The sequence below is a fragment of the Virgibacillus kekensis genome (assembly GCF_042654125.1).
GTDB classification, from domain to species: domain Bacteria; phylum Bacillota; class Bacilli; order Bacillales; family Amphibacillaceae; genus Lentibacillus; species Lentibacillus kekensis.
The window spans coordinates 1-17,505 of the sequence record NZ_JBHSFU010000009.1; the positions used below are offsets into that span (position 1 = coordinate 1).

Genomic DNA, 17,505 nt, shown 5'->3' on the forward strand with positions numbered 1-17,505 from the left:
TTTGAGAAAAACCAAGAAATTGTACATAGGTGTCCAAAATTAGGGGGCTGGACCGGATTCGATGATATTTCGCGATTCTGCCAAAAATTCGATGATAAACGCTTGTGATTCGATGATAAAACTCCTCGGAGAGTCTACTTTTGAATTCCAATATGCCAAAAACCGCCGCACGAGCATCTTTGCTCCTGTGGCGGTCTTAGATTACGTCAATTAATCGTCCCATACAGCACTTTTCAGTGTATTGTTTTTTTCATGGCGGTCAATAGCCAATTCAATCAGCTCGTTGATCAGTTCCGGATAAGAAATTCCGCTGATTTCCCACAGCTTCGGATACATGCTGATTCGAGTAAATCCTGGCAAGGTATTGACCTCGTTTACATAGATTTCTCCATCCTCAGTCAGGAAGAAATCCACCCTAGCAAGACCTTCGCATTCGAGAGTTTCAAAAACCTTCACCGCTGACGTTTGGATTTTAGCTACCAATTCATCAGATAGTTTCGCAGGAATCTCCAGCTTGGCCCCGCTCTCATCAATATACTTGGATTCATAGGAGTAAAACTCAGTTTGCGGCAGAATTTCCCCTGGCAATGAAGCCTGTGGATATTCGTTACCTAAAACGGCACATTCAATTTCACGTCCCACGATATTTTCTTCGATAACCACTTTATTATCGTACTGGAAAGCCTCGTCAACTGCCTTTTCGAAAGCTTCCTTGTCGGATACCTTACTTACACCGACGGAGGAACCCTGGTTGGCAGGTTTTATGAACATTGGCACACCGATCTGTTCTTTAATCTGTTCAAAGTCAATCTTATTTCTTTTCGCACGGGAGAATGCCACGCCGTTCGCAACATTGATTCCCGCCTCTTGCAACAAACGCTTTGCGATATCCTTATCCATACATACAGCAGAACCAACAACACTGGAACCGACAAACGGCAGATTCGCAATCCGCATCATTCCCTGAAGACTGCCATCTTCACCTAAAGTCCCGTGAACAATTGGAAAGACAACGTCAAGCTGATCCAGTGCACCGGCACTTGTAGCATGGATAATCTGATTATTTGTTTCTCCCGGGACAACGGCGACCGGATCATTTGATTTGTTCAATTGAATCAGTTTCGGGTTCTCTTCGTTAAGTAGATATGAAGACTGGTCATTGATATGCCATTTCCCCTGCTTATCAATCCCAATAAGTACAACATCATATTTATCCTTGTCAATTGCGTCAACGATATTCTTGGCTGACTGCAGTGATACTTCATGTTCCGCGGACTTCCCGCCAAATATAATACCAACTTTTTTCTTTGTCATCCTCAGAACTCCCTCATAAAAATCATATATATCTAAAATAGCACAAAACAGCTTGATTGAAACAGCGTATTTTGAACTGTTTCATTATTTTTTGAAAAAAGCCTTGACATCGAAAGCGGAATCCACTATCATTATTTTCAATCAATTAAATCGATTGGCGTAGACGAAGATTAGTAATCTGCTGGAACACTGAAGAGAGCTGGTGGTTGGTGCGAACCAGTGTGGGAAAACAGATGAATGGACTTCCGAGCCTCCAAACCGAACATTCAATTCAGTAGGCTTTGGCGACCATGTCTCATCGTTACACGAGACAACTATTAAGCGGCTAACGCTTAGTAGCCAAAGTGAGCTGATTACAGCTAATAAAGGTGGTACCACGGTCCCTCGTCCTTTTTCGGATGAGGGGCCTTTTTGTATGCAAAATTGAATATTAATTAAATCGTTGAGTAAGAGGAGTACGCTTTGTCTTAGTGGTCAAGAGAGCCGGTGATGGTGGGATACCGGCACACGGACAAAGCCGAATGGACTTACGAGAGGTTTCCGGAAAAACAAGTATGGAAACACGGAGTTCCGCCGTTACACGGATAGGATATAGGAGTAAAAGCGAAAGTACCCAATTTGAAGCTTTTCTCTCCCGTATCCGAAACAAGATGGAGATAGAATTCCTGTATCTCCAAAAAGAGGTGGCACCGCGGTCACAATCGTCCTCTGCAGACACATTCCATATGTGTTTGCAGAGGATTTTTTTATTCGCTTAAAAAGGAGTTAGTGCAAATGACAACAGAATCCCAGGAAACACTGTCCTACAAATTTATTAAACAGAATGCCGATACACTGACACCAATCGGCATATATAAGAATCTTACCGGCAAAAAGAAATTCCTGTTGGAAAGTTCATTCCAGCACGAAACAAAAGGAAAGTATTCATTTATCGGGGCGGATCCTTTCAAAGAAATTCGCGGCACCGGTCACAGTACTTCTGTCGCAAACAATGGCAGCACCGAGGAACATGACCAGCCAGCACTGGAGGTTTTAAAAAAGGAACTTCCCGAACTGAATTATGAGCTCCCCTTCCCTTTCTTTGGCGGAGCGGTCGGTTATATCGGCTACGATTCCATTCGGAGCTATGAGGATATTGGTGAAGCTCTTCTTGATCAGATTGGGATGCCGGAAGTTCACCTGATGCTTTACCAGAATGTCATTATTTTTGACCATAGCGATGAATCGGTCTACCTGGTTGTAAACAATTTGGACCATCAACCGGAACACATGCTTGATGAACGTATCGACCAGTTAAAACTTGCGCTGATTCCAGGTCAATTTAATGAACCAGCAGCTGATGAAAATATCACGTTCCACCCGGATATCGATAAAGAAACCTTTATGCAAAACGTCGAAGCTGCAAAGGAACATATCAGACAGGGGGATATTTTCCAGGTTGTTTTATCACAACGGATGAAAGCGGAGATGCACGGGGATTCATTTTTCTTTTACCGGAAATTGAGGAAAGCCAACCCGTCTCCCTATATGTTTTACATCGACTTTGACGACTATCTGGTACTTGGCGCATCACCGGAAAGCCTGGTGGAAACCTCGGGCAGGCATATCATCACAAACCCGATTGCTGGAACGCGCCCCCGTGGTAGTACACCCGAAGAAGATGCAACCTTGGCGAACGAACTGCTGGCCGATGAAAAAGAAATATCGGAACACCGGATGCTGGTCGATTTAAGCCGAAATGACCTTAGCCGTGTCTGTGAAGCAAACAGTGTATCGGTGCCGGCGTATATGAATATCGAAAAATATCAGCACGTCATGCATATCGTTTCCGAGGTTCACGGCAGGCTTCGTGAAGAGTTCACAAGTATTGATGCATTGATAGCCTGTCTTCCTGCCGGTACTGTCTCAGGTGCACCAAAAATCAGAGCAATGCAAATTATTAATAACCTGGAAAAGGTCGCACGGAGGGCATACGCTGGCGGAATCGGCTACATCAATTTTAATCACGATATGAACATCGCTTTGGCCATCCGCTCCCTAATTGTTAAAAATAACGCTGCTTACCTGCAGGCAGGCGCTGGAATTGTCTATGACTCTGATCCGGAAACCGAATATAACGAAACACTGCACAAGGCAAGGTCACTGATGGAGGTGAACAATTATGATTTTACTAATTGATAACTATGATTCTTTTACCTATAACATTTTCCACTACCTGGTGAGCGAAGGAGCTGAGGTTAGGGTTTGTCGAAACGACCGGATCACCACAGAGGAGCTTGCTGCATTGGATCCACAGGCGATTGTCATCTCACCTGGGCCGGGAATTCCCGCAGAGGCTGGAATTTCAGAAGCTGTTATTCGGGATTTTCACCAGACAGTCCCGATTTTGGGCATTTGTCTGGGGCATCAGGCCATTGCCAGTGCATTCGGTGCATCAATAATCCGCGCTGGATCCATTAGACACGGCAAAGCATCCATGATCACCCATGACGGCAACGGCTTGTTCGACTATATGCCACAGCCCCTTGAAGTGATGCGCTACCATTCGTTGGCAGTTGATCGCACTACCCTACCGACACAACTGAAAATCACCGCCACATCAATGGACGATAAGGAGATCATGGCGATCAAACATCGGAAGTACCCGGTATATGGCATCCAGTTTCATCCAGAATCGATCGGAACCCTTAATGGAAAGGAAATGATTCGTAACTTCCTGAAAAAAATTGGAGAGGAGAATTACGTTGAAACAATATCTTGAAAAGTTACTGCGAAAAGAAGACCTGACCCTAAACGAAATGAAAGAGGCATCTGCATACTGTTTTACCAGCGAGGCAAACGAAACAGAATTGGCAGCATTCCTGACTGCCTTGAAAGCGAAAGGGGAAACTCCTGAGGAAATGGCCGGTTTGGTCGAAGTAATCCGTGCCCAATCCAGCCAGACCACCGGAACATTGATGAATGTCATGGATAACTGCGGAACCGGAGGCGATGAATCATACAGCTTCAACATTAGCACCACTTCCGCATTCGTCATTGCAGGGGCTGGCGTTAAAGTCGCCAAGCACGGCAACCGCAGTATCACCAGTAAAACCGGAAGCGCGGATGTGCTGGAACATTTGGGTGTTTCCTTATCTTTCTCTAAAGAACATGTTGAACAGCTGCTCGATGAAAACAACATAGCTTTTCTATACGCACCGCATGTTCATAAGGCTATGAAACGATTTGGAAAAGTACGGAAAGAATTGCGGGTACCAACCATCTTTAATCTAATCGGCCCATTAACAAATCCGATTAACCTGGACACCCAGCTTCTCGGTGTTTACCGCAGTGATATGCTGGAGGCTCTTGCCGAAACACTTCACAAACTTGGCAGAAAACGAGCACTTGTAGTTAATGGCGCAGGGGGAATGGATGAAGCATCACTTGCCGGAGATAACCATATCACCCTGCTTGAAGAAGGTGATATCACATCATTCACCTTACATCCGGATGATGTCGGGCTACCGGTTTATGATAACACACAAATTCGCGGTGGTGACTCGAAAGAAAATGCAGCAATCCTGTTAAAGGTCTTAAAAGGTGAACCCGGAGCCCATCTCGACACGGTTCTTTTAAATGCCGGACTTGGAATTTATGCAAATGGAGCAGCTCCATCCATCACTGAGGGAATCAATCAGGCCAAAGAAAGTATCGACAGCGGGGCGGCACTTGAACGATTGCAGCACCTGGTTAGCTTCAGTAATAAAACCGCAAGTGAGGCGATATAAATGACGATTTTAACTAAAATTCTCAAAAAGAAAAAACAGGAAGTGGAACAACTGAAAAAACAACCCGGACCGCTTAGGGAAACCGGCACTAGTCTTAGCAGCATACCTAAAATTGCCGATACCTTCCGGAACAGGGAGCGGATGAATATTATCGCAGAAATTAAACGGGCCTCCCCTTCCAAGGGTGAAATCGACATGACTGTTAACCCGGCAGCAAGAGCAAAGCAGTATGAATCATACGGGGCAAGCGCAATTTCCGTACTTACCGATAAAACTTTCTTCAAAGGATCAATGGATTATCTGCAGCAGGTGCGCACAGCCGTTAATCTCCCAGTCCTTTGCAAAGATTTTTTTATCGATAAGGTTCAGATCGATCAGGCTAAATCTGCCGGAGCATCCGTTATTTTGCTAATAGTCGCATCTCTACAGGAAAAGAAACTAAATGAACTCTATACCTACGCAACAGAGCTTGGACTGGAAGTATTGTGCGAAGTCCATAACGAACAAGAAATGGAAACAGCTCTCCGAACCGGGGCAAAGATTATCGGGATTAACAACAGAGACCTGAATACGTTTGAGGTAGACCTGGAGACAACTGGAAGGCTGTCCTCGATGGTAAAAAACAGCGACACCATCCTGATCAGCGAAAGTGGAATCAAAACCGGGAAGGATGTACTCCAAGTGGCAGGTCATGGTGCAAATGGCATCCTGATTGGCGAGACGCTAATGCGTTCAGAGAATTTGCAGGCTACCTTTGAAGAATTACGGAAGCCGCTAACAAAGGAGGGTCAATTCAATGCTCGTTAAGATTTGCGGAATAACCACCAAAGAGGCTGCCAGGGAAGCTGTCACTGCAGGGGCCGATTTTATCGGATTTGTTTTTGCCAGGAGCAAGCGGAAGATTGACCCGGAGGATGTTCGGCAAATCGTGTCGACACTACCCCCTTCCGTTAAAAAGGTTGGTGTATTTGTTAATGAGAGCCGCGATAAAATCGTGCAAATAGCGGATCAAGCAGGCCTAGATTACATTCAACTGCATGGCGATGAACCGGCAGATTTCGCTGAAAGTCTTCCATACCCGGTTATTAAGGCTTTTTCCATTGAAAAAACGGAGATTTCAGCAATCAATTCCTACCCATGTGACTATTACCTGATTGACAGTCCCGCGGGTAAATACCGCGGTGGGAATGGGACTACTTTTGACTGGACGCTCTTAAAAGAATCCAGAATTGATCGGGAGAAAGTTATTCTGGCCGGAGGGCTTAATCCACAAAATATACACGAGGCAATAACCACTGCCCGCCCTGCTGGAGTTGACGTTTCGAGCGGCGTGGAGACAGACGGATATAAAGACCTTCTAAAAATAAAACAGTTTATCACAAACGCGAAAGGATGATTAATAATGACAACCTATACAATGCCTGACACTAAAGGCAGATACGGAAAATTTGGAGGACGATTTGTTCCTGAACTGCTTATGCCGGCAGTGCTCGAACTAGAAGAAGCTTATGAAGCTGCAATAAAGGACCCTGACTTTTTAGAAGAACTTGATTATTATTCCAAAAACTATGTCGGCCGTGAAACGCCACTCTATCACGCCAAAAATCTATCAGAAAAACTTGGCGGACCGCAGATTTATTTAAAACGTGAAGATCTGAATCATACAGGCGCACATAAAATCAATAATACGGTTGGGCAGGCTCTACTTACAAAACGGATGGGCAAGAAAAAAGTTGTTGCGGAGACCGGTGCTGGTCAGCATGGCGTGGCAACAGCTACAGTCTGTGCGCTGCTCGACCTGGAATGTGTCGTCTTTATGGGTGAAGAAGACATTCGCAGACAAAAGCTAAATGTATTCCGGATGGAACTGCTAGGTGCAAAAGTGGAGAGCGTTTCGCAGGGGAGCGGAACATTAAAGGATGCAGTCAATGAAGCACTACGATACTGGGTGAGCAATGTGGAAGATACCCATTATATTATTGGATCAGTGGTAGGTCCTCATCCGTTTCCGAGAATTGTTCGTGATTTCCAGTCCGTAATTGGCGAAGAGACAAAACGACAACACCAGGATGAAACAGGAAAACTGCCAAATGCAGTAATTGCTTGTATTGGTGGCGGCAGTAATGCCATGGGAATGTTTTATCCCTTTGTTGAAGATGAAGATGTTAAGCTTTACGGGGTAGAAGCAGGCGGCAGCGGGCTTGAAACCGGGAAGCACGCTGCTACGCTAACAGCAGGGAATGTCGGCATTCTTCACGGAACGATGACCCACCTGCTTCAGGATACGAATGGTCAGATAACAGAGGCTCACTCCATTTCTGCTGGCCTCGATTACCCGGGAGTTGGACCGGAGCACAGTCATCTGCATGACACAAACCGAGTGACTTATGAATCGATAACCGATGAAGAAGCATTGGACGCTTTTAGGTTTCTTTCCCAAACGGAAGGAATCATCCCCGCCCTGGAAAGCGCGCACGCGGTGGCATATGCTTTAAAACTAGCTAAAGAACTGGATGAGCATGAATCTATCGTTATCTGCTTGTCAGGCCGGGGCGATAAAGATGTCGAACAGGTTAAAGATGCAATAGGAGGGAATGCAAATGAGTAATAACAAATTAAAACAGGCATTGGAAGAAAAACGTCAAGCCGGCGAAAGCATTATTGTCCCATATATTATGGCAGGAGACGGTGGCCTTGATGTATTGGAAGACCGCCTCACGATTCTTCATGAGGCGGGAGCCGCTGCGGTTGAACTAGGTATACCATTCTCCGACCCTGTTGCCGACGGACCCACCATTCAAGAGGCTGGAAAGCGAGCACTCGAAAATGGAACTACTCTCTCAGGTGTGCTGGGAACATTGAAGACTATTAAACGGTCAGTTCCTATTATTCTAATGACCTATCTGAATCCAATATACGCGTATGGACTTGAGAAATTTGCCAGAGATTGTGCCGAGGCTGATGTAAATGGCGTCATCATTCCCGACCTTCCGATTGAAGAGGAGGATGTCATAACTGGTTATTTAAAAGAATATCAGATTTCAAGCATTCGTCTTGCTGCCATGACCAGTCCGGATGAACGGCTGGCAATGATTGCTGGCCGAACAGAGGGATTCCTTTATGCCGTATCAGTGACAGGAACTACCGGTGCCCGGGCAAGCCATGGAGCCAATGTAAAAACATATCTCAAAAAACTAAGCGGAAAAACCAATACGCCAGTACTTGCCGGATTTGGTGTTTCCACTTCCGCTCAGGCGCGCGAGCTGGCTGCCGACTGTGATGGGGTGGTGATCGGCAGCACAATCGTCAACCTGTTTTATGAAGGGAAGTCAGAGGAAGTAAAGAAACTAATTAGGGAAAGCTCTCTGCCCGTCCGGCCTGTCACCTCTTAAGGTGGCAGGTTTTCCCTGTTTAACCTTCCCGTTCCTTCCAGTAATCACCTTGTTTAGAAAACTTACATCTCAGGGTATATACTAACCTGTATTATCATAGAAAGAAAGGGAGCCTTAATCCTGTATGAATAAGCAGCTGAAAAGCTTTATATGGAAACTTGCGGCGCTATTAAGTGTGGCTGGTTTATTAATATTACTAAATAAAGTATACTTCCATATTACTCCTAAGCAAATAGAAATGTGGATTAACGGGCTCGGCTTCTGGGCGCCGGTCATAATTCTATTGGTTTTTACTATCAGACCTTTTACATTAGTTCCCCTTTCGATTTTCGCAATTGCTACAGGGATGATTTTCGGTCAATACATGGGTACCCTTTATATTGTAATTGGCACGGTTCTGGGTGCTACCGCCTCCTTTATAGTCATGAAAAAATTCTTTAAAGACGCAAAAATAGAAGATGACAGCAAAGAAACTTTACGGCAATTAAAAAAAGACCTCGAGTCACATGGATTCAAGTCAGTTCTAATGCTTCGGGTTGCCCCAGTCTTGAACTTTGATTTGGTTACGTTCGTCTGTTCAAAAACAGACGTTTATCTTTGGAAGTATATTGCAGGAACGGCACTCGGGACATTACCTGGTTCCTTCATGTTTGGATTCTTCGGTTCAAGCCTCCTTAAGCTGAATCCAGTCAATCTGATAATACTCACAGTGATCATTATCGTGATAGCTGGTCTCAGTTACGTTATGTACAAGCAGCTTGGCAAAAAATATAATCTTCTGAAGTTGCAGGAAGAAATTAAAGAACTTAAAAATGGAAACTAAGCTAAAGACTATAAAACCAAAATCTTACCCCCATTATCAAATCAGGGGGTAACTTGCTTATCGGGATCGCCTTCCCAATACTTTACGTCTCCGCTGCCTCCATATTGTAAGTTCCAGAGCTGTTATACATGTAAACAGCCAGGTTAAACCGATTGCCAGACCTGCCGCTATATCAGTCACATAATGAACACTCAGAAACACACGGCTGAATGCAACAAGAAAGATTACTACAGCCAGCAAACTATTAATTGTCCATTTCCACTTTTTCTCCAATGGACTTATTAAAATAAGATAGATTATAAACCCATAGAACGTTATGGCTCCCGTAGAATGACCGCTTGGAAAACTGAAGCCCGTCCCATCAAATTGCGCTAGCACCTCTGGACGCTGCCGCTCGAACAACAGCTTAAGTCCCTTTGTCAATCCACTTATCCCTATCATATTTATCGCAAAAGATATTGCGACCCATCGGCTGAATTTGGAAAAGAACATCAGATAGATGAACAAGATAACAGAAGCAATTGACAGCCAGATGACTGAACCGGCTTCCGTTATATAACCCATCGTGTCCTGCAGCCAAGGTGTATTGAACGATGCAATAAAATCATTAACCGTAGCATCAATTATAAATTTCTCCTTCTCCATCACTTCTTCCGCCAGAGAAAGAAAGAAAAATACAGAACTACCGATTATTACGAACCCCGCAAGTATAAGAATGATGGAAACCTTTGATAAATCTTTTATATGTGTACCCTTAAAAAGCAATGGCATTCCTCCTTCTATGTAAATAATAGACCTTCATACAAAGTAATTTACAAAATGTACTATATCGTCAAACATGGCAGGATATATAATGATTTCTTCATCAAAAACTAACATTTCATTTAAGTTATTACTCAATTTTTATAGTAAAATACTGAAAACTTAGACAAATGTGTACTTTCATTGTTTTCTTTTAAAAAAACCCAGTCTGCCCTATCTCTTACATACCCATTTAATACATCAACAACACGAACAATCTACAAAATATCGCTTTTTATAATAGTCGTTCAATGTTTTTCTTCACGATGTTCTAATAGAGAGAGAAAACCTTATCAAGTAGAGTTTAGAACTGCTATCTTTTTAAATGATCCTTGTTTTATAAAACAATCGGTTCCAATCTAATGGTAAACTAAAATGACTCTTGAAATTCTAATGATTAAAACAACTATACTGAAATAAATGCCTCTGGCTCAGAACTGTTCTACATGTTGCTTGGAGTTATTTTATAATGCCGGGCACTAGGTGATGGGCGCTGGAGCTGGACGTGACTCTTGCTGGCAAAGAGCTTTATAGAGCCAAGATTATATACTTTCTTACCTTGTTAAAAATACCTATAGTTATAGTGTCCTTTTAAAAGAGAAAAGCTAGCTTGAGTCCTTCAGTGTTTGTGAAGTAAAATTCCTGTTAAAACGCCTTCTCACAGACTAATGTGTTAACTTTAATTAACGGTAAACCCCTCTGTATTAACCAAGAGGGGTGTGGAAAATTTAATCATTTGATAATTATGAAGACTACTATATTAGAAGTTAGTAAACCATGTAAATTTGCTTTATAAAATTGACAGGCAGAACTACCGATTCTCCTACCTCCTATTCAATTACTTCAAACCATAACTTAGATTCATCATTAGGATCTCCATTATAATTGACCATTATTTCTTCTTCCTCTTCAATATGTGTCAATGCATAAAAGTCAATTGTTTTTTTAGCGAGGTTATTAACAAATTTAGCATTAGGTTTGTAAGAGTGGTTATATAACGATCCATAGCCTAGTGCAATGGCAAAACTTTCATTGTTTTTTTCCCAGTTAAAAAAGTACTCTGAGATCTTTGTTTTTTTGATATGCCTCCGTTCAAAACCTGGTAGGATAATAACAGGTGTAGATTCGATTAGCTCTCCTTTTTTGAACTGACGCAAAGCAAAAACTCCTCTGCCATACTTACCAGTATTCTTAATATAGATATCACTCAAGACAATTCCCTCCTTTCTATCACGATTATTGATTACGATTCATACTTTCATTTCACTCAACAGTTACTATATCTTATAGAATCTTGTATAAATTGATACAACTATTTAATTATAACGATATAGTTAAAATGCTTTTATTGTGAGCTGACAATCAAGCTTTCTTATATTGAAACAGTTGAGTTGCTCAATTGATGTTTGGAAATCATTCCGTAAATTATAAATCCAACTACTTACTGTTATTCCGTGACGTTTTACTTATTTTCGAAGGAAAATAGACTAATAAACAGACAAGATTCCTTAATGTACATACTCTACTAGTGCAATACCAAATAAAAAAGAAAGGAGAGATTTAAACATGAGTTGTGGACACAAAAAAGACGGTGAAAACTGTGTATGCGATATTGTAAGAGAGATTGTTGCTGTACAAGACGAAGTTGTCGATAAAGGCGGTTGTTGTGTAACTAGCTGTGAGCGTTCCATACGAGATTTGCTTTCACCTACAACTAACGGCAATGGTCCTGTTGCTACTACAATTCCATTCATTTTGTATTGTAAGGGAGACTGTGACGCGTTTATTCCAAGCGGTGTCTTCCAGGCTCCAATTGGTGGTTCAGGCATGAATGCATTTCAGTGTGTGGAAACTCCAATAGTTCGTGCCAAAAAATTTACTGATGAAGATGAATGTTGCGTTAAACTCGAGTTACTTCTGCCTGTTACGGAAGGTGGTAGTACTCCTGGACCTGGTGGTGATAATGTGTGTGACTTCTTCCCTGGAGAAGAAGGAAACGCCATCCGCGATCTTCAGGCAACCGGCATCTGCCTAACTGTAGACCTTGACTGTTTCTGTGGTATTCAGTGTCTTGATCCGGTCACACCACTTCCAGTTTCTGAGTTTTTGAACGGAAATGGCGGTAAGGGAAAAGGCAAAAGTAAATAAATTATCCACAATCTGTGAATGACTCTGACCTTCCTCCCATAAATTAACCCCGTAGCACTAGCTACGGGGTTCTCTTCATTCTTCTTACTTCCCTTCACCTGGAAACTTCCGCTCGCTCGAGGATGCGTCCTGTGATTTATGTTTCTTCCGTTCCTGACGCTGTTCAATCTTGACATCTTCTTGGGGCATCTCATCGTCTAGGGTAGGATTATCAAACTTATCGTCCGGCATAACTTCCCGCTCGTGCTTCATCTGCCTGGAACTCGTCTTTCGTTTATCGTCATTATTAACCATATGATCACCTCAATCTTTTTAAAGTTGTTTTTCCTTATTATCGGGTAAAATAAACATTAGGAGGGATCGGTATGCGCACATTTGAAAATCTTGACTCCATGGATGATGTTAACCAATTTATTGAAGGTCACCCGTTGACCCTGCTCTATATTTCTCGGCCCAACTGCAGTGTCTGTCATGGACTTCTGCCACAAGTACAAGACTTGCTCGGTCATTACCCAAATGTTCAATCCGGTCATATAAACGCCGCGGAAGTTGAAGAAATAGCTGGCCGTTTTGATATTTTCACCGTACCGGTTATCTTGGTGTTTTTTGAAGGAAAAGAGTATATTCGTGAAGCAAGAATAGTCCATATGGATTTGTTTGAGCAAAAACTTCAAAGGTTATACGACAATGCTGTATAACACAAAAACCTGCTCTCTCTTTAGAAAGCAGGTTTTTGTTTGAGTCGTACTTTACCTTACAAACGATGTTAAAGAGCAACTATTTCTTAAGGTCCATAGAGTACATGTGAAGAAATGCATCCTCATTAAGTGGTTTCTTACTCTTAATATAACCATGGTATAAAGTCTTTCCTGAAGATCCCTCGATTACGTGGAAACTGGATGAACCCTTGGTCAGCGCTTTTCCATACTGGGAAGTAAACACATACACCTTTCCATCCTGTATCCTTACAATTGATTGGATATCCAAAGGAGCATTCTCCTGCAAGGAAGGCGTTGGGATTGTGAATGTGTTCTTCACCCGCTCCTTCTCCATATCATATACCGCAATTTCGCCCTGGCTCTCTGACCGCTCCATTAAATAAAGCAGCGAACCGTTGGATGCCATAGGAACCTTACTTTGATGTTCTTCAGGAATTTTAATTTCCATTTTCTCATCTTTTTTTAAATCATATGCGATTAATTCAACCTCAGGTTCAGGCCTTTCTGTTTGATCACGCTTCCCCTCAGCTCCAGGTTTTAACCCTTCCTGCGTTTTTTGAAAAACAATTACTTCATGACCTGAGATGTCTTCTGCGTTCACCACGTTCATATGTGTATAATAATCTGTATCACTGTCATCAGCAGATAGAACCGTCTCACCATCAATCAGTTTCTGCTTACCTATATCAAAAGTATAGATGTGTGTCTCCTGGTTAGCAATTGATGACTGGTTACCTGCATTCCGTAAAAAGTTTTGTGTCACAATCTTAAGCTGTCCATTAATCATTTGTACATCCTCCACATATATCTGATGATACATGGCACGGTTTGGGACAGGAACAATAAACTCAGTTACTTGGTCCGTCTTTTTATTAAGAACTTCAACGGTGAATTCCAATTCACTTGTAGTCCCATTAATAAACTGATTGCTGACATTCGCGTAGGCAACAGCATTCTCTCCCTCGTAATAGGATGAAAGGGAACCTCCTTTACCGCGCATAAAACCCCGGTATTTATCAATTAGACTGCTCACTTCCGGACTGTACATATGCTTCAGACGTTCAAACAGTGATAATTCACTACTGTATTCAGCCCCCTCATTTGTCAGTCTGATGCTTTCACCTGCCCCGTTTACAACAGCCTGATAATTACCAAACAGGACAACAGGTTCTAGTTCAGAAGGATTGCCACTTACTTTTTTAAAGATAAATTCTGGATTATTGCCCGCTGACAGTGCTGATTGAACATAGAATGTACTGATAGATAATACAATTACTACCGCAATAGCTATTAGCCTCCAATATCGTTTCATTACAATACTCTCCTTATACTGTTATTTTCTTATTCAGAAGGTGATTACCCAACCAGATTGAAAAACACATTACCACAACCCCGAGAATGATTTCCGCGGCCAGCATTTCCAGAGGATAGAGATAATCTTCCCCAGTGAAAAGGATTGTCAACAGTGGTGTCAGGAATACAACCGCTGATAATACTACATAGCCAACCCCAATTAGAATACCTTTCCATCTAAAACTCCGTTCAAAGAGTATTGCCGCGAACAGCATTGTGATCACCATAAACCCGGCACCATAATAAAGCACAAATTCGAGGAAACTTTGCGGCAGTAAAATACTCAAGTACGGGAAATTTTGGATGATTTCCTGTATGGGTAAATCTGCTCGGAACTCAGCAGGAACCCGCCAATTCATGATCGCTGTCTCGAATGGTAGGAGAATGTATTGAACTGAAACCAACCCAAGTACCATTAGAAAAATAGATGTTGCTTTCGATAGCAAAACATTTAACCTTGCAGTCGGCAGCATCAGTAGCCGGTAAATAAATGTGTTTTTACCAAACCAGTCCCGGTACCAAATCATAAAGATATAAAATATCAGAGCAGCCGCGCTCAATGCGATTGGTCCCATAAACCAAGTGGTCCGTGCTATATTTAGAAAAGAAAATTGCCCGTATTGCTCAATAAATTGAGTCGCAGGGACTAATTCCTCATAAATAGCCTTGTTTGCCCGGCCGAGATATTCATTCGCCGTTAGAATAACACCTGCTGTCTGCGCCAAAATAGTAATCACAATTAATGCCAGATAGACCTTCATAAACCGTTTTAATTCAAAGTTAACTAATTTAATATACCTGTTCATTGCTTATACACCTCTCTCATCACATCAACCACCGACTTACCTTCACTCGCTCTGACTTCTTCACTGTTGAACTGTTTAAGGACAACCCCATTATCAAGCAGAACTACTTTATCGATCAGATGCTCAATATCATTTATTTCATGGGTCGTAATAATAACCCCGCGGTCCTCGACAAGATGACTGGTAAACACTTCAGCAATCTGTTCCCGACTGAAAATATCAATCCCGGAGAACGGTTCATCCATCAGGACAAAATCAACATCTAATGCAAGACCAAGCAGCAGGTTAACCTTCGCTGAGTTACCCTTTGACAAACTGGACAGCTTTTCCGTTTCCTTCAGGCGGAAAAAACCAAGCAGCTCAGTTGCCCGCTCCTGATTCCAGCTGTTATAAAAGTCATCCATGAATTGCATCGCTTCGGCAATGGTCATTTGCGGCAGCATGGTAATGGCATCAGGGATAAACGTTACCTTTTCATAGCTGTTTTTATTGATTTTTTCTCCGTTAATAAGAATTTCACCTTTACTAAAAGGCGTGAGGCCCATTATCGAATTCAAAATGGTGGTTTTACCAACCCCGTTGATTCCGATTAGACAGGTGATTTCACCTCTATTGGCAGTGAAACTCACCCCGTCGAGTACTGTCTTCCGGCCGAACTTTTTCCGGACATCCTTTATTTCAATCATGATTCTTCCCCCTGTACGTCGTTTGCATTTTTATACTTTTCTTTCACAAGATCGACAACCTCATCGACTGGCACATTGATGCTGCGGATTGAACTAACAAACGCGTCAACCGCTTCCAGAATAAGTTCTTCCCGTACTGCACCAAGGATTTGTTCATCTTTTGTAATACGACTAGGCAAGTTCCGTTCCGTATAAATCAAACCCTCTTCCTCCATTTCCTTATAGGCCCGCTGTGCGGTGTTTGGATTTATCTTTATCCTGTTTGCAAGTTCCCGTCTGGACGGGATCTCCTGCCCCGGCTCAAGCATCCCGGTTGCAATCTGTTCTTTAAAATAGCGAATCACCTGCACATAAACCGGGTCACGGTTGTTCAAATTAATTTTCATAAACACAGCTCCCAGAAGTATTCATTTCTTCCAAGTGTATTAATAAGTTAATACACTTCACTCAAAAAAATATCGCGTATTAAGCATGTAATACACCGTATGAATGTATTATAGTCTTAATACACTTGGAACGTCAATACAATTTTGAAAAAAATTTGACAGACCATCTTAAAGCAGCAGTTTTTCGTCTATGATAAAATTAAGGTATAAGTATTTTAAAGGTGGCATTAACTATGTTTCGTGATATATCATTTCCCGAAGTACTGGAGAAGCAAGAGAAAGAAAACCATACACTTATCGACGTCCGCTCCCCGAAGGAGTATGAGGAGGCTACCATACCAGGCAGTGTCAACATTCCGGTCTTTACCGATGAAGAGCGGGCTGAAGTCGGTACACTATATAAACAGGTCGGTAAAAAGGCCGCTAAACAGCGGGGCCTTGAAATTATGTCGGCTAAGCTCCCCGAGTTCATCACCCGTTTTCAGGAAATTGATACCCCTAAAACTGTTTTTTGCTGGCGGGGTGGAATGCGCAGCAAGACAGCAGCGACACTGGTTGATTTGATGGGTGCTGACGTGAACCGTTTAACTGGCGGATATCGTTCCTACCGGCAATGGGTAGTCAGTTTTCTGGAGAAAGAGGATTTTAAGCCTGAACTGCTGGTTCTAAACGGGAATACAGGCTCAGGGAAAACAATCCTTTTAAAGAGGCTGGCTGATGAAGGCTATCCTGTTATGGATTTGGAAGGCATGGCCAATCACCGCGGCTCTATTTTCGGTCAAATTGGATTGAATCCAAGCAACCAAAAAAAATTCGATTCCCTATTAGTGGACAACCTACTACGCTTCCAGGAATCCCGATTTGTTTTTGTCGAAGGGGAAAGCAGAAGAATCGGTAGGATAACCATTCCTGAATTCCTTTACCGTAAGAAAGAACAAGGCATTCAGCTGTTCATCGAACTTCCTGTTGAGGAGCGTATTAATAATATTCTTGAGGATTATCAGCCATGGAATTCTCCGAAACGATTCATGGAAGCATTCCAGCTAATCAGGCGGAAAATCCATACACCGATTGCCAAAGAAATAGAGTCGGCCCTTACCGAGGGACACTACCGTAATGCGGTAAAGCTCCTGCTTGAATATTATTATGATCCGCGATATGAACATGCCGCTGATCAGTATCCTGAGGAGCGGAAAGTCCATCTTCAAGCAAATACGATGGACGAAGCCTACCAGCTTGTGGTTGACTGGTGTAATTCCCGTAAGCTCACCTCTCTTACCTAAAAAAATTGCCGGACATGCTTACCT

At 42.6% G+C, this 17,505-nt stretch carries 19 protein-coding genes and 2 other annotated features; of the genes, 11 read left to right on the forward strand and 8 right to left on the reverse strand.

The window, feature by feature from the left end:
• Nucleotides 1-210: 210 nt before the first annotated feature.
• Complete coding sequence (ddlA, locus tag ACFO3D_RS14935; RefSeq protein ID WP_390297758.1) at nt 211-1,314, reverse strand: D-alanine--D-alanine ligase; 1,104 nt, start codon at nt 1,312-1,314, stop codon at nt 211-213.
• A gap of 151 nt (nt 1,315-1,465) precedes the next feature.
• Nucleotides 1,466-1,709: a binding site (T-box leader), on the forward strand.
• Between the two features lie 38 nt (nt 1,710-1,747).
• Nucleotides 1,748-2,026 (forward strand) — a binding site (T-box leader).
• A 62-nt stretch (nt 2,027-2,088) separates the two neighbouring features.
• Between ddlA and trpE the strand changes: the two genes are divergently transcribed.
• From trpE to ACFO3D_RS14975, 8 genes are all read left to right on the forward strand, one after another.
• On the forward strand, nt 2,089-3,492 hold the full coding sequence (trpE, locus tag ACFO3D_RS14940; protein ID WP_390297761.1) for an anthranilate synthase component I: 1,404 nt from the start codon (nt 2,089-2,091) through the stop codon (nt 3,490-3,492).
• Entirely contained in the window at nt 3,476-4,075 is a 600-nt protein-coding gene (locus ACFO3D_RS14945) for an anthranilate synthase component II (RefSeq protein ID WP_390297764.1), read from the forward strand. Before trpE ends, ACFO3D_RS14945 begins: the two co-directional genes overlap by 17 nt.
• Nucleotides 4,059-5,084 (forward strand): anthranilate phosphoribosyltransferase, encoded by a 1,026-nt coding sequence (gene trpD / locus ACFO3D_RS14950; RefSeq protein WP_390297767.1) that lies wholly within the window; start codon nt 4,059-4,061, stop codon nt 5,082-5,084. The genes ACFO3D_RS14945 and trpD overlap by 17 nt, the downstream gene beginning before the upstream one ends.
• Nucleotides 5,085-5,891 (forward strand): indole-3-glycerol phosphate synthase TrpC, encoded by an 807-nt coding sequence (gene trpC / locus ACFO3D_RS14955; RefSeq protein WP_390297770.1) that lies wholly within the window; start codon nt 5,085-5,087, stop codon nt 5,889-5,891.
• Entirely contained in the window at nt 5,881-6,480 is a 600-nt protein-coding gene (locus ACFO3D_RS14960) for a phosphoribosylanthranilate isomerase (protein WP_390297773.1), read from the forward strand. Before trpC ends, ACFO3D_RS14960 begins: the two co-directional genes overlap by 11 nt.
• A gap of 6 nt (nt 6,481-6,486) precedes the next feature.
• Nucleotides 6,487-7,692, forward strand: coding sequence for a tryptophan synthase subunit beta (gene trpB, locus ACFO3D_RS14965; RefSeq protein WP_390297776.1), 1,206 nt, complete (start codon nt 6,487-6,489; stop codon nt 7,690-7,692).
• The gene (trpA, locus tag ACFO3D_RS14970; protein WP_390297779.1) at nt 7,685-8,476 is read left to right on the forward strand and encodes a tryptophan synthase subunit alpha; all 792 of its coding nucleotides are present in this window, start codon (nt 7,685-7,687) and stop codon (nt 8,474-8,476) included. Before trpB ends, trpA begins: the two co-directional genes overlap by 8 nt.
• Before the next feature lie 124 nt (nt 8,477-8,600).
• A complete protein-coding gene (locus tag ACFO3D_RS14975) occupies nt 8,601-9,299 on the forward strand; it encodes a TVP38/TMEM64 family protein (RefSeq protein ID WP_390297782.1) in 699 nt (232 codons plus the stop codon).
• Nucleotides 9,300-9,356: 57 nt separating this feature from the next.
• Here the strand turns inward: ACFO3D_RS14975 and ACFO3D_RS14980 are convergent, their stop codons facing one another.
• On the reverse strand, nt 9,357-10,064 hold the full coding sequence (locus ACFO3D_RS14980) for a phosphatase PAP2 family protein (protein WP_390297785.1): 708 nt from the start codon (nt 10,062-10,064) through the stop codon (nt 9,357-9,359).
• Nucleotides 10,065-10,930: 866 nt separating this feature from the next.
• Nucleotides 10,931-11,311: an SET domain-containing protein gene (locus ACFO3D_RS14985; protein ID WP_390297788.1), complete on the reverse strand. Its 381-nt coding sequence runs from the start codon at nt 11,309-11,311 to the stop codon at nt 10,931-10,933.
• 355 nt (nt 11,312-11,666) lie between these two features.
• Between ACFO3D_RS14985 and ACFO3D_RS14990 the strand changes: the two genes are divergently transcribed.
• Complete coding sequence (locus ACFO3D_RS14990; protein WP_390297791.1) at nt 11,667-12,248, forward strand: CotY/CotZ family spore coat protein; 582 nt, start codon at nt 11,667-11,669, stop codon at nt 12,246-12,248.
• An 84-nt stretch (nt 12,249-12,332) separates the two neighbouring features.
• Here ACFO3D_RS14990 and ACFO3D_RS14995 read toward each other — a convergent pair whose 3' ends face one another.
• The gene (locus ACFO3D_RS14995; protein ID WP_390297794.1) at nt 12,333-12,542 is read right to left on the reverse strand and encodes a hypothetical protein; all 210 of its coding nucleotides are present in this window, start codon (nt 12,540-12,542) and stop codon (nt 12,333-12,335) included.
• Between the two features lie 71 nt (nt 12,543-12,613).
• Between ACFO3D_RS14995 and ACFO3D_RS15000 the strand changes: the two genes are divergently transcribed.
• Entirely contained in the window at nt 12,614-12,946 is a 333-nt protein-coding gene (locus tag ACFO3D_RS15000; protein WP_390297797.1) for a thioredoxin family protein, read from the forward strand.
• 79 nt (nt 12,947-13,025) lie between these two features.
• Here the strand turns inward: ACFO3D_RS15000 and ACFO3D_RS15005 are convergent, their stop codons facing one another.
• Genes ACFO3D_RS15005 through ACFO3D_RS15020 form a run of 4 tightly spaced genes read right to left on the reverse strand, consistent with a single transcriptional unit; the run spans nt 13,026 to nt 16,198 of the window.
• Nucleotides 13,026-14,279, reverse strand: a complete 1,254-nt coding sequence (locus tag ACFO3D_RS15005; RefSeq protein ID WP_390297800.1) for a hypothetical protein — start codon at nt 14,277-14,279, stop codon at nt 13,026-13,028.
• Nucleotides 14,280-14,292: 13 nt separating this feature from the next.
• Nucleotides 14,293-15,126: a hypothetical protein gene (locus ACFO3D_RS15010; protein WP_390297803.1), complete on the reverse strand. Its 834-nt coding sequence runs from the start codon at nt 15,124-15,126 to the stop codon at nt 14,293-14,295.
• On the reverse strand, nt 15,123-15,812 hold the full coding sequence (locus tag ACFO3D_RS15015; RefSeq protein ID WP_390297806.1) for an ABC transporter ATP-binding protein: 690 nt from the start codon (nt 15,810-15,812) through the stop codon (nt 15,123-15,125). The genes ACFO3D_RS15010 and ACFO3D_RS15015 overlap by 4 nt, the downstream gene beginning before the upstream one ends.
• Nucleotides 15,809-16,198 carry a GntR family transcriptional regulator gene (locus ACFO3D_RS15020; protein WP_390297809.1) on the reverse strand — a complete coding sequence of 130 codons (390 nt, stop codon included), beginning with the start codon at nt 16,196-16,198 and terminating at the stop codon, nt 15,809-15,811. The genes ACFO3D_RS15015 and ACFO3D_RS15020 overlap by 4 nt, the downstream gene beginning before the upstream one ends.
• A gap of 233 nt (nt 16,199-16,431) precedes the next feature.
• Between ACFO3D_RS15020 and mnmH the strand changes: the two genes are divergently transcribed.
• A complete protein-coding gene (gene mnmH, locus ACFO3D_RS15025; protein WP_390297812.1) occupies nt 16,432-17,481 on the forward strand; it encodes a tRNA 2-selenouridine(34) synthase MnmH in 1,050 nt (349 codons plus the stop codon).
• Nucleotides 17,482-17,505: the final 24 nt, after the last annotated feature.